This is a genomic window from Paenarthrobacter sp. PPS72 (assembly GCF_048537125.1).
GTDB classification, from domain to species: Bacteria; Actinomycetota; Actinomycetes; order Actinomycetales; family Micrococcaceae; genus Arthrobacter; species Arthrobacter nitroguajacolicus_E.
The window spans coordinates 1-11,557 of the sequence record NZ_JBLYIE010000053.1 but is presented as its reverse complement, the minus strand read 5'-3'; the positions used below and the strand labels follow the sequence as shown (position 1 = coordinate 11,557).

13 protein-coding genes are annotated in these 11,557 nt (G+C 58.7%); 5 read left to right on the top strand and 8 right to left on the bottom strand.

The genetic code is table 11. The features are described from left to right. The 5 genes from ACLRGI_RS19250 to ctaE all read right to left on the bottom strand — a co-directional run. A partial coding sequence (locus ACLRGI_RS19250) for a helix-turn-helix domain-containing protein (protein WP_419203150.1) occupies window positions 1-238 on the bottom strand: 238 nt, incomplete at its 3' end. 461 nt (window positions 239-699) lie between these two features. Further along, complete coding sequence (gene qcrB, locus ACLRGI_RS19245; protein ID WP_419203149.1) at window positions 700-2,373, bottom strand: cytochrome bc1 complex cytochrome b subunit; 1,674 nt, start codon at window positions 2,371-2,373, stop codon at window positions 700-702. Then, a complete protein-coding gene (gene qcrA, locus ACLRGI_RS19240; protein ID WP_043470287.1) occupies window positions 2,351-3,421 on the bottom strand; it encodes a cytochrome bc1 complex Rieske iron-sulfur subunit in 1,071 nt (356 codons plus the stop codon). Before qcrA ends, qcrB begins: the two co-directional genes overlap by 23 nt. Window positions 3,422-3,516: 95 nt before the next feature. Further along, window positions 3,517-4,305 carry a cytochrome bc1 complex diheme cytochrome c subunit gene (gene qcrC, locus ACLRGI_RS19235; RefSeq protein WP_419203147.1) on the bottom strand — a complete coding sequence of 263 codons (789 nt, stop codon included), beginning with the start codon at window positions 4,303-4,305 and terminating at the stop codon, window positions 3,517-3,519. Between the two features lie 87 nt (window positions 4,306-4,392). After that, complete coding sequence (ctaE, locus tag ACLRGI_RS19230) at window positions 4,393-5,031, bottom strand: aa3-type cytochrome oxidase subunit III (protein ID WP_503409149.1); 639 nt, start codon at window positions 5,029-5,031, stop codon at window positions 4,393-4,395. Window positions 5,032-5,179: 148 nt separating this feature from the next. On the opposite strand from ctaE, the gene trpD reads away from it, so the two are divergent. Beyond that, the gene (gene trpD / locus ACLRGI_RS19225) at window positions 5,180-6,238 is read left to right on the top strand and encodes an anthranilate phosphoribosyltransferase (RefSeq protein WP_419203145.1); all 1,059 of its coding nucleotides are present in this window, start codon (window positions 5,180-5,182) and stop codon (window positions 6,236-6,238) included. An 18-nt stretch (window positions 6,239-6,256) separates the two neighbouring features. Here trpD and ACLRGI_RS19220 read toward each other — a convergent pair whose 3' ends face one another. Both ACLRGI_RS19220 and ACLRGI_RS19215 read right to left on the bottom strand, forming a co-directional pair. Further along, on the bottom strand, window positions 6,257-6,535 hold the full coding sequence (locus tag ACLRGI_RS19220) for an Lrp/AsnC family transcriptional regulator (protein WP_017197606.1): 279 nt from the start codon (window positions 6,533-6,535) through the stop codon (window positions 6,257-6,259). Between the two features lie 72 nt (window positions 6,536-6,607). Next, entirely contained in the window at window positions 6,608-6,997 is a 390-nt protein-coding gene (locus tag ACLRGI_RS19215; protein WP_419203144.1) for a DUF3054 domain-containing protein, read from the bottom strand. Between the two features lie 186 nt (window positions 6,998-7,183). Between ACLRGI_RS19215 and ACLRGI_RS19210 the strand changes: the two genes are divergently transcribed. Both ACLRGI_RS19210 and ACLRGI_RS19205 read left to right on the top strand, forming a co-directional pair. Beyond that, window positions 7,184-7,639: a VOC family protein gene (locus ACLRGI_RS19210; protein ID WP_419203143.1), complete on the top strand. Its 456-nt coding sequence runs from the start codon at window positions 7,184-7,186 to the stop codon at window positions 7,637-7,639. Window positions 7,640-7,721: 82 nt separating this feature from the next. After that, window positions 7,722-8,147, top strand: a complete 426-nt coding sequence (locus tag ACLRGI_RS19205) for a VOC family protein (protein ID WP_419203142.1) — start codon at window positions 7,722-7,724, stop codon at window positions 8,145-8,147. Window positions 8,148-8,229: 82 nt separating this feature from the next. Here the strand turns inward: ACLRGI_RS19205 and ACLRGI_RS19200 are convergent, their stop codons facing one another. Continuing rightward, window positions 8,230-9,213 (bottom strand): Lrp/AsnC ligand binding domain-containing protein, encoded by a 984-nt coding sequence (locus ACLRGI_RS19200; RefSeq protein ID WP_419203141.1) that lies wholly within the window; start codon window positions 9,211-9,213, stop codon window positions 8,230-8,232. Between the two features lie 102 nt (window positions 9,214-9,315). Between ACLRGI_RS19200 and ACLRGI_RS19195 the strand changes: the two genes are divergently transcribed. After that, window positions 9,316-10,176, top strand: a complete 861-nt coding sequence (locus ACLRGI_RS19195) for a sigma-70 family RNA polymerase sigma factor (protein ID WP_419203140.1) — start codon at window positions 9,316-9,318, stop codon at window positions 10,174-10,176. A gap of 348 nt (window positions 10,177-10,524) precedes the next feature. After that, window positions 10,525-11,115: a hypothetical protein gene (locus ACLRGI_RS19190; RefSeq protein ID WP_419203139.1), complete on the top strand. Its 591-nt coding sequence runs from the start codon at window positions 10,525-10,527 to the stop codon at window positions 11,113-11,115. Window positions 11,116-11,557 lie beyond the last annotated feature (442 nt).

Genomic DNA, 11,557 nt, shown 5'->3' with positions numbered 1-11,557 from the left:
CGTTCCAGCCTGACACGTAGGGGGGAACTCTTCGATCAGCGTGTTGCTGATCTGTTCCGGAGACCAGCGTATGAGCAGCTTTGATGGTGGAGGGAGAACGGCCCAGTGTCTGGGCGAACGCTCTCATTGAAGAACCGCCGGCGACCATATCGCGGATCATTTCTCTCTCCGTCAACGATAGAAACCGCGCATCGATGGACTTCGGGACCGGGTTGGACACAGCTGGAAGGATGCTCACTCGCCGGTTGTACTCGACTACTCGCCCGTCGGGGTAGACGCGTCGATTTGATGACTTCCGAATTCCTTGGTCCCAGTCCCTGGCTGTGCGAATGATAACGCCCACCGACCTTGCTGCTTCACTCCGGGACAGACCTGTTTTACACAGCCGGAAGAACTCTTCCTTCCCCAAGTGCGGTCCGGTACCAGTGGTTCACTGGCTCCTTAAGCCGGCTCTTCCCACCCAGCCAGCGTATGTATTGGAATTGAAGCGCGAGCAACTTGGCTGCCGCCGTGGTGTTCCTAAGACGATCAAAAACTTCGTGGAACGCCCTCTTCCAGTCATGCCCGGACCGATTCGGACCCGACGAAACACCGCTTAAACGAGGCGCGGTCGTTGCAACTCCCAAAAACTCTGGGTGTTGCAACGACCGCTAGAACCCAAGATGGACCAGGCCCGTCCCGTAACGCGCGTGCTGAGAACTAGTGGCTCAGGCTCTTCTGGTCTTCACCAGCTGCGATGGCCTCATGGTGGCCATGCGCGTGAGCTGCTTCGAGTTCCGCCGGCGTTGCCGGGGCAACACGGTCTTCGAAGAACCAGCGGGAGAGTGCCGCGCGGCGCTTTTCCTTGCGGGTGACCACTCCGTGCTCATTTGGCTGCGCCGGGATGGGAGCAGGTGATTCGAAGCCGACGAGCTTGTAACGCTTGTACTCATCCAGTGGGGCGTGAACCTCGATGAACTCACCATGGGGGAGTCGGACAATACGGCCTGTCTCGCGACCATGCAGTGCAATTTCGCGGTCCTTGCGCTGGAGGGCCAAGGCAATTCGTTTGGTCACGATGAAGGCAATAACAGGACCGATGAAGAAGAGCGTCCGAAGCCAATACGTCACATCGTTCAACGATACGTGGAAGTGCGTTGCAATGAGGTCAGAACCAGCAGCTGCCCACATAACGCAGTACCACGTGAAGCCTGCAACACCGATGGCGGTCCGGGTTGGGGCGTTTCGAGGACGATCCAGGACGTGGTGTTCGCGGTTGTCCTTGGTAACCCAGCGTTCGATCCACGGGTACATGAACAGTACGGTGAAGATGATTCCGGCCGGTACGAGGGCCGGAAGCAGGACGTTCAGGGTCAGGGTACGTCCGAAGATGACCCATTCGAAGTGGAAGTCGTTGATGACACCCGGCATGAGGCGCAGGGCTCCGTCGACAAACCCGATGTACCAGTCAGGCTGGGTACCGGCCGAAACTGGAGAGGGATCGTACGGACCGTAATTCCAGATCGGGTTGATCGTGAACGCTGCCGCCATGAGCGCCAGGACGCCGAAGACGATAAAGAAGAATCCGCCAGCCTTGGCTGCATATACCGGGCCCAAGGGGTAACCGACGACGTTGCCGTCATTGCGGCCCGGTCCGGGGTACTGGGTGTGCTTGTGCACGACCACCATGAAGAGGTGGATGACAATCATCAGGAGGATGAGGGCCGGAACCAAGAGGATGTGCAGAACGTACAAGCGGCCGATGATGGCTGTACCCGGGAACTCTCCACCGAAGAGGAAGAACGAGGTGTAAGTTCCGATAACCGGAATGGACTTGATCACGCCGTCGATGATGCGCAGGCCGTTCCCGGACAGCAAGTCATCGGGGAGGGAGTAGCCGGTAAAGCCGGCAGCCATTGCCAGGATGAGCAGTACGCCACCAACCACCCAGTTCATTTCACGGGGCTTGCGGAAAGCGCCCGTGAAGAATACGCGCAGCATGTGCACACCGAGGGAGGCCACAAACAACAAAGCTGCCCAGTGGTGAACCTGACGCATGAACAGACCACCGCGGACGTCGAACGAGATGTTCAGCGATGAGCTGTAGGCGACAGACATTTCGACGTTGTACAGCGGCGTGTAGGAACCCTGGTAGTTGGTTTCCGCCATGGACGGATCGAAGAAGAAGGTCAGGAAGGTACCCGACATCAGCAAGATGACGAAGGAGTACAGCGCCACCTCACCGAACATGAATGACCAGTGGTCGGGGAAGACTTTCCGGCCAAATTCGCGCAGGATGCCGGAGCCGCCGACACGCTCGTCCACGAAGTTGGTGAAACTACCAACCTTGGTCTTCGGAACGAAGGGGGCTTCAGCTGTTGATGAGGCGCTCATGCTCGTCACGCTCCCAGTAACTCGGTCCTACAGGTTCTCTGAAGTCGCTGGTGGCGACGAGGTAGCCCTCCGCGTCAACTGCGATGGGCAGCTGGGGGAGCGGACGGCTTGCCGGTCCGAAGATGACCTTGCATTCCTGCGTAAGGTCAAAGGTGGACTGGTGGCAGGGGCACAGGAGGTGGTGCGTCTGCTGCTCGTAGAGGGCAACCGGGCAACCGACGTGCGTGCAGATCTTGGAGTAAGCGACGATGCCGTTGTAGCTCCAGTTTTCGCGTCCTTCGGAAGGGTTCAAGGAATCCGGGTCCAGGCGCATCAGGAGAACGACGGCTTTCGCCTTCTCGTTCAGCTTGCCCTCGTGGAGTTCATTGAGGCCCTCAGGGATCACGTGGAAGGCGGAGCCGATGGTGACGTCCGAAGCCTTGATGGGGGTGCCATCCGGGTCACGGGTCAGTCGCTTGAGCTTGTCGCCTTCAGGCGCCCACATGGTGTGCGCCAAAGCGTTGTCCGGCCGCGGGCCCAAATCGCCGAAGATGGCCAGGGCGGGCAGGGGAGCCAGTGCAACGGCACCAAGAAGGGTGTTGCGGATCAACGGGCGTCGCTTAATTCCGGTCTCGTCGACGATGTCGTCGACGATCCGGACTGCAGCCTGGCGATCTTCTTCAGTACGGATGGCGTGGCGTTCTTCCGACACTTCGTGATCGGGCATCAAGGCCTTGGCCCAGTGCACGATTCCGGTGCCGATGCCCAGCATTGCAAACGCAGTACCGAGTCCCAGAAGGAGGTTCTGGGTGCGGATGGTCGCAATGGAGGTATCCTCGCCCAAATCGATGGCAAAGTACGCCACCAGGAACACGAGCGTGCCGATAACAGAGGTGCCAAACAATATGGCTACCTGACGCTCGGCCCGCTTTGCGGCTACCGGGTCCGTGTCAGCCAGGCGCAAACGATGCGGAGGCAGTCCAGGATCCTGGAACTTCTCCACCTCATTCTGACCAGCCGTAGCTACGGTGCCCGAGTGGTTCGGACTGCCGTCACTATGGTTGCCCATAATTCGCCTCATCCTTCTCTCGTTGTCTCGGCTTGGGCCGAGTTATTTTCAGTTTCAAACTGCTGACAGTGCAGCAGAAGTTTTGTGTGTCCGGACTAGGACGTGCGGGACGTCAACCAGATAGTGAATGCGATGATTACACCCAAACCGGCAACCCAAACAAACAGACCTTCAGATACCGGTCCAAGCGAGCCCAAGTCTGCGCCACCCGGGGAACCGTTGGCTTCAATGGTCTTCAGGAAGGTAATGATGTCTCGCTTGTCCTCAGGACTGACGTTGGAGTCACTGAAAACGGGCATGTTCTGAGGGCCGGTTACCATTGCTTCGTAAATATGCTCAGGGCTTACGCCGGCAAGACCGGGTGCAAACTTTCCGCGTGTCAAGGCACCACCGGCAGCGGCAGCGTTGTGGCACATAGCGCAGTTGACACGGAAGAGCTCGCCTCCGTTGGCTGCGTCCCCCTTGCCATCGAGAAGATTCTCCTCAGGGATGGCCGGGCCCGCGCCGAGGGATGCGACGTATGCAGAGAGCTGCATGGTTTGTTGCTCATTGAATTGAGCGGGTTTCTTCTGAGCCTGGGGTCCGCTCATCTGCATGGGCATACGACCGGTGCCAACTTGGAAGTCAACTGCAGCGGCACCCACGCCTACCAGCGAGGGGCCGTCCTGAGTTCCGCTGGCACCCATACCATGGCAAGTGGCGCAGTTGGCAGCAAAGAGCTTGCCGCCTTCCTCGACGTCACTGGCACTGAAGTTCGCGGTGTCGGCCTTCGCCTGGTTGACGGTGGTGGCAACGGCGTACAGCCCACCAGTGAGAATGAGGCCCATCAGTAACAGCGCAATGGCTGCCAGTGGGTGACGTCGCTTCTGCGAGAGTGCCTTCACGTGGTGGTTCCTTTATTCGATCCTGCGTCGGCTCCGAGAGCCGCTTCTTGAAATTCTGCCTCTACTGAAAAATGTGTCAAAGCCGGCTTACTTGAGGACGTAGATGACCAGGAAGAGGCCAATCCACACAACGTCGACGAAGTGCCAGTAGTACGAGGTGACGATTGCCGAGGTCGCTTCAAAATGTCCGAACTTCTTGGCTGCAAACGCGCGTCCGATGATGAATAGGAACGCGATCAGGCCGCCAAGGACGTGCAGGCCGTGGAAGCCCGTGGTCATGTAGAAGGCCGAGCCATAAGCGTTGGATGACAGCGATACGTGCTCCGAGACGAGCATGGCGTATTCCATGGTCTGGCCCGCTACGAAGAAGGCACCCATGATGAACGTGAGTGAGAACCATTCGGTCATGCCCCATCGAGTGAACTGCATGAGCCGACCAGTGCGGCGCGGTTCCAGGCGCTCAGCGGCGAAGACGCCCATCTGGCAAGTAAAGGAACTTGCCACCAGGACGATGGTGTTGACCAGCGCAAACGGGAAGTTGAGCTTGGCCGTCTCCTCGGCCCACATCGTTCCGGATGTGGAGCGGAGGGTGAAATACATGGCAAAGAGGCCGGCGAAGAACATCAACTCACTGGACAGCCAAACAACGGTTCCAACAGAAACCAGGTTGGGGCGGTTCAGCGTCGGGTGCGCCGGGGTACTGGGGGCTTGGGTCGCAGATGTCACAAGGACATTATGTCTGTAAAAGTCCAGAGTTCCCAATGCAAACCACCGATTCGGGAGACTTTTTCTACAAAGACGCGAATTCGCGCGGAAAAGTTCCCGACTTCGTTCACATTGGTCATGGGCGTGGCTGGCTCGATAGCATCAGGGAGTGACTTCTCCGGCATCGGCACCTGCAGCCAGTAATACTTGGCCAGGGCTCATCTCTGCACTGATAAACGGCGACAACCTGGCAGTGGGCAACACAGAATGGGCCATGAACACCATCATGTCCGGAGAAGCGACTCCGGCTCAGATTGCCGGCTTCCTGGTCGCCCTCCGCGCCAAAGGCGAGACGGTGGAAGAGCTGGCGGGCCTGGTTGAGGCGATGGTCCAGCACGCCAATCCAATCGAGATCTCCGGCGAGAAGTTGGACATTGTGGGAACCGGCGGGGACCGGTTGAACACGGTTAACATCTCCACCATGGCCGCCCTGGTAGCCGCCGGTGCCGGGGCCAAGGTGGTGAAACACGGCAATAGGGCTGCTTCTTCCACTTCAGGTTCGGCCGACGTTCTGGAAGCCTTGGGTGTCCGTTTAGACCTGTCTATCGAACAAGTAGCACGGAACGCCGAAGAGGCGGGTATCACTTTCTGTTTTGCCCAGATGTTTCACCCTTCGTTCCGGCACACAGCCGTACCGCGCCGTGAACTGGCTGTACCCACGGCTTTCAATTTCCTGGGACCGATGACCAATCCGGCGCACGTACAAGCCTCGGCGGTGGGCGTTGCAAATGCGCGCATGGCGCCCTTGGTGGCGGGTGTCCTGGCCCGCCGCGGCAGCCGGGGACTGGTCTTCCGTGGTGACGATGGGTTGGATGAACTGACCCCGACTGGACCATCCACCGTCTGGGAGATCAGGAACGGAACAGTCAAGGAGCAGGTCTTTTCGCCCGCCGACCTGGGCATCCGCCCTTCCACGGTTGCAGACCTTCGAGGAGGCGACGCCGCTGCAAATGCGGCAGTAGTCCGCGAGATCCTCGATGGTAAGACTGGTCCCGTGCGCGACGCCGTCCTGCTCAATGCTGCGGCTGGGTTGGTATCAATCGACCTTTATGCCGAGGGAACCCTGGAAGAGCGTATGCGCACGGCTTTCGCGCAGGCAGCAGAATCCGTTGACTCCGGCAAAGCTGCCGAAGTATTGGCAAAGTGGACGGCCCTCAGCCAAAGCTGAAAGACAGGCGGCCTGCTTCTACTCGAATCCAAGTGCGAAGGCAGCGTCCAGATCGTGCTGGGAATAGGCCCGGAAGGCAATATGCGTCGTGGTGTGGACCACTGACGCCACCTTCGACAGGCGATCCGCAATCACGTCGGCAAGTTCGTCATGCTTGGTCACTCGGGCTACCGCTATGAGGTCCCACTCGCCAGTCACGGAGTAAACCTCGCTGATGCCCTGAATGGCCGAGATTTGTTCAGCGGTCTCCGGTATGCGTGAGGCATCGGTCTTGATCAGGACGAAAGCGGTGATCACGGGGGGCCTTTCCGGAAATGCATCGTTGCGGACGATTTCCAGCCTAGTGCATTCCCGCTGGCCGGGGCTGGATCAGGCTCGGCGTTGCCGCTTACGGGATACCCGCAGAAGCAATGTAGCCAAGGTTCGGTATGCGAGGAGGAGTGCGCCGAGGCTGATCAACGCCACCAGGACAAAAGGCAGCACGACGGTTTGGCCGGTGACAGCCCTTAAGATCATTCCCACCAGAACCGTGCCGATCCAGATGCACACTCCGGATGGCCAAACGACCAACGGTGCCCGCCAGGCGCGCGTGAGCCCCCAAGCAATGGCTGCTCCGGCCAGGAACGGCCACGCAGTGGCGAACGCCCCCGAAATGATGTCTCCACGGGAGTGAGCGTCGCGGCCAATGGCGGCGAAGACAAGAATCAACAAAAGGTCGGTAATAGCTGCGGGGATCCACAATCGCGATGGTGAAGGCATACTCCCGACACTATCCGGGCCTTGCTTCCAGCGCGAAGCGTAGCTCTTGAGCGTGGGAAAGGTGCACTGCCGGCACTCCTTTGTTCCCAGGAGGTGGTTTCGCGGTGGGACGTTGTGTGGTTGATCTCACGGTACTAGCCTCTGACGGGGGACAAGCAGTTCCCGGTGACTTTGGAGGAGCAGCAGATGCATAAGATTTCCACCTGTTTGTGGTTCGACGGGCAGGCAGCGGAGGCCGCCGAGTTCTATACATCGACTTTCGAACATTCATCCATGGGGCAGGCCATGAAGGGACCCGACGGGCAGGCGCTCACTGTTGAGTTCGAGATCGAAGGCAGGCAGTTCATGGGGCTCAACGGGGGACCGGCTTTCTCGTTCAACGAGGCTGTCTCCCTGGTGGTGAACTGCGACTCCCAAGAGGAGGTGGACAGGTACTGGGACGCCCTGCTGGTGGGCGGACAGGAGAGTCAATGCGGGTGGCTCAAGGACAGGTTCGGCCTATCGTGGCAGATCATTCCCACGGCCATGTCCGGCCTGTTAAACGGTCCGGATCCCGCAGGTTCCCAGCGTGCCATGGAAGCCATGCTGAAGATGCGCAAGCTTGACATCAACGCCCTGCAAAGGGCTTACGACGGCGCCTAAGTTCCATGCGGGACAGGCACTTATCGGCGCTGTTAGCATTGCGGCACACGTGTGACCATCACAACAATGAGGAGACTGACCGATGACAACCCGCCTCAACCCGTACATTTCCTTTCGGGACAACGCGCGCGATGCAATCACTTTTTACGAATCGGTCTTTGGAGGTGAACTGAACATCAGCACCTTCGGCGATTACCAGGCAAGCGAAGATCCAGCAGAAGCGAACAAAGTCATGCACGCCATGCTGGAAACTTCAAGCGGGTTGACGTTGATGGCGGCAGACACCCCAAGCGGCATGCAGTACATCCCCGGTGACAACATTTCCGTCTCCTTGAGCGGTGAGGCAGCGGATGAAGCAGAACTCCGCGGCTACTGGGACAAGCTGGTCGACGGCGGAACCGTCACCGTGCCGCTTGAGACAGCGCCCTGGGGTGACACGTTCGGAATGTGCGTCGACAGGTTCGGGATCGGCTGGTTGGTTAACATCGCCGGAGCACAACAGCAGTAGTTCCGGCACGCCCGAAAAATCGAAACTGCCCCGCAGAGGACTTCTGCGGGGCAGTTGTTGTCTGCGCTTACATGCTCACGGCTCAGGTGATGAGCCTGCCGTCGAGGCTAAGTCTGTTGCCCATGTGCTTGGGGGTCCGCAGCACTATGCACCGATCCAGGATCTCGGCAAAAGGAAGCCGCTCGCCCAGCTGCCGCTCCAGCACAGTCATATCCTCTACCCGGCGAAGCCAAACCAGCATCAGGATTGAGTAAAGGCCGCCGGTTGTGGCCACGAGGCGGACTTCCTGCAAACCAACAAGCTTGCCTGCAACCGATTCCACCATGGTGGCTGGAACCCGTAGGAAATACCAGACTGCGACGGGCCAGGGAGCGTAAGGCCTCGCAACCTCCAATCGGAGCACCAGGCGTTTCTCGGCAATGATGGTGGCGAGGGCGCTTCTTGCCTTTGTGGTGCTGATTCCGAGTAGTTCGGATATCTCTGCCACCGATGCCCGACCGTTGGTGCGCAGAATACGGGCAAGGTCGTCCTCGACCTCGGCTGTAACCCCTCGGGGTGCGGCGACTGGCAGTGGGACGGTCGATTCCAATTGGCGTGCCTCGTGGTCCTGCAGCGATCGTAGCCGCCAGTGCTGCGCATCCGCGAGCAGACGAATACCGCGGTGGGTTCGTGTGCCGGTCACACCTTCAACTTTCGCAAGTCTGTCCAACACAAATCGAGCCAAGTCCGCCTCTGTCCGGCACAGCACCGTCACCACCAGGTCGCGGCCACCGATCGTTTGGTCAATTGAAAGAACCTCATCATCGCCGGCAAGATCCGAGGTGGCCTCGGTCATGCGGGAAGGAATGCAGTCCACTTCCACGATCGCACCTACATACTTCGCTCCTGGCCCTCGATAGCTGGCTAGCCACGCGAGGCCTTCATCTTGAAGTGCGTTCCAGCGCCTTGCAAGAGTGACCGCGTCCGCACCAACTACGGGCGCAAGGGCGGCCCACGGGGCGCGCGGGCGGATCTGCAGTGCATGCAGGAGCCTTAGGTCCCGCCCGTCCAAGTCGTAATCCTGCATTTGGCATCCGTTTCCCCTCAATTGGCTGCATATTCGGTGGACTCTTTTTAGTGCTGCCTAGATTCTAGGGTCCGCGTAGAACGTCAGTGTCCAGGAGAAGCCATGTCAGCTGCAAACCCGGTCTACCCGGATTCGGCCTCCGAGAATGAATCCTGCGCTACTCCCTGGAAAGTGGCGTCCACCGGGCAGGGGAGTAGGGTGCACGCATCAACTCCAAGGACTGGCGTAGATCCACCTCCCGGGCAACGTGACGAATCCCTGTTGTCATTGATTCGTGGTGGCGATGTTTCAGCATTTGACGAACTGTTCAAGAAGTACCGAAATCTGGCGGCGTACGTGGCCCGCGTGGAATCTGACAACGCTTCCGATGTGGAGGACGTGGTAGGAGAAGCATTTGCGGCCGTTTTCCGAGCGCTCCTTATCGGCAGGGGACCTGCGGAGTCCTTCAGGGCATATCTCTTGACCACGGTGCGGAGGATGGCGCATCGACGGAACGTGCAGGCAAGGCGTGCACGCTTTCTGAGTGATGTGCCCAAGGACTGCGAGGCCTCCTATGACGATCCCTCCCTGGATGCCTTGGAGCCGTCTTCGCTGACACAGGCATTTCGGTCCTTGCCGATGCGGTGGCAGGCCGTGCTTTGGTACAGCGAAGTGGAAGTCATGAAACCCGGGGCCATTGCTCCACTCATGGGACTGACCCCGAACGGCGTTTCCGCTTTGCTCATTCGCGCGCGCAAGGGACTTCGGCGGGCGTACCTCCAGGATCACGTCCCCGTGACGCCCATGGATTCATGTGTAGAGGTGTCGCAACAGCTCGGAAAGTTTGTCCTCGGCACTGGACGAGCGGCAGGCCACGACAAGATCCGACGGCATGTGCAGGAGTGCCCGGATTGTGCCGTGGCGTTGGCTACCTTGCGCGAGATGCGGAGGGCGATGAAGGGGGCAGGTGAAGGGATCGGATAGAACGGAACCTCCAGTCACAGTCGTTCCAAGTCAACGTGGATGCCTGTCCGGATTACCGGATGGGCATTTTTTGGTTCCCAGCCGGATAGGGCGAATGATGGGGGCCGACCTGCTTGTCATAGGACTTGCTGAAGATGTCACAATTAAGACCAAGAATTCAAAAACTGAGATTGGACTGTCAAGTAAACGCCTCGTTGACCATTTGTAACCCGTCGCATCCGGCCTTGCTGAGGCACCACCTGGATGATACTGTTTCGCTTGCTATGACTATGGGATTTCCACAAATTACATACTTATCGGATCAGGCCTTTATAAATGTAATTCCATAATTGATCTCAAGGGAAACAGATGAAAAAGACCATCACAACACTTATGGTTGCGGGAACAGTCATGTTCGCGGGTATTGCGCCGGCCGCAGCCAGCACCTACCCGGCGCCAGGTAATGAGCAAGGAACCGTCTCGGACGGCACCATTGACCGCGGTGAATCCATTACCTTCTCCGCCGGGGGATACACCCCGGGCGAAGCCGTCACCATCACTTTTGAGAAGAGGGGTGGCCCGCGGGGGAGCGCGCCGGCAAACTTCGACGCTATCGCTGACGGTAATGGCACTATCTCCACCAGTATCACCTTCGAGGACGCCGGCAGCTACGTTATCGCTGCTGTTGGGGCGGAATCCGGAATTGTTCGCTCTGCACGCGTCGCCGTGAACAACGGTAACCATGGACGTGGAAGCAACGGCAAGGGAAGCGGCAACGAGGTCTCTGATTTCGTAGCTGCCTCCAGCGTCACGGAAGCTGGTGCGGCTGCAGCAGCGGAGAAGGTGGCTGCTGATCCGGGCCTCGTTGCTTGGGGCATAGCTGGAGCCGGCGTACTGGTAGCAGGTGCCGCATCGGTAGTCGTTGCACGCCGACGCTCCAGTGCCAAGCCCTCCGACTAGATATCGTGCCTAAAACAGGGTGGGCGTTTCCTTGGGAAACGCCCACCCTGTTTGTATTGGTATCTGCCCGGGTGGATGACTGTTCGCCTATATTCCCTGAAGTGTTGGAATGGCATGATGCAAATTCATTATTTGTTGTCATGATTTACTGCCCACCGGTAATGACGAGAACTTACGCATCGCAAATACTTGTCAACTCAGCTTCGGGTGAAGGTATCCTGCCCGATGTTGGGCGAGACGGTCGTGGATGAGCCGGGGATGGGCGGATGATCATGCATCAGCTAACAGAATCGTGTTACTTTACATAATGTAGATTATCGGCGTTAAAGTGGGACGAGTAGAAGTACATGAGATAACTCGTCCAAACCTGCCTTTGAGCGTTTTCCCACGTCAGAGACGGGTCCGCTAACGACGCCATTGAATGATGATCGGCGCGCGGACG

What these genes read in the sequence shown, in the direction of transcription:
- ACLRGI_RS19215 (WP_419203144.1), bottom strand. Translation starts at nt 6,997, where the DNA reads ATGCCTTCACCATCGCGATTGTGGATCCCCGCAGCTATTACCGACCTT.
- qcrB (WP_419203149.1), bottom strand. Translation starts at nt 2,373, where the DNA reads ATGAGCGCCTCATCAACAGCTGAAGCCCCCTTCGTTCCGAAGACCAAG.
- ACLRGI_RS19205 (WP_419203142.1), top strand. Translation starts at nt 7,722, where the DNA reads ATGACAACCCGCCTCAACCCGTACATTTCCTTTCGGGACAACGCGCGC.
- ACLRGI_RS19195 (WP_419203140.1), top strand. Translation starts at nt 9,316, where the DNA reads ATGTCAGCTGCAAACCCGGTCTACCCGGATTCGGCCTCCGAGAATGAA.
- ACLRGI_RS19200 (WP_419203141.1), bottom strand. Translation starts at nt 9,213, where the DNA reads ATGCAGGATTACGACTTGGACGGGCGGGACCTAAGGCTCCTGCATGCA.
- ACLRGI_RS19190 (WP_419203139.1), top strand. Translation starts at nt 10,525, where the DNA reads ATGAAAAAGACCATCACAACACTTATGGTTGCGGGAACAGTCATGTTC.
- ACLRGI_RS19210 (WP_419203143.1), top strand. Translation starts at nt 7,184, where the DNA reads ATGCATAAGATTTCCACCTGTTTGTGGTTCGACGGGCAGGCAGCGGAG.
- qcrA (WP_043470287.1), bottom strand. Translation starts at nt 3,421, where the DNA reads ATGGGCAACCATAGTGACGGCAGTCCGAACCACTCGGGCACCGTAGCT.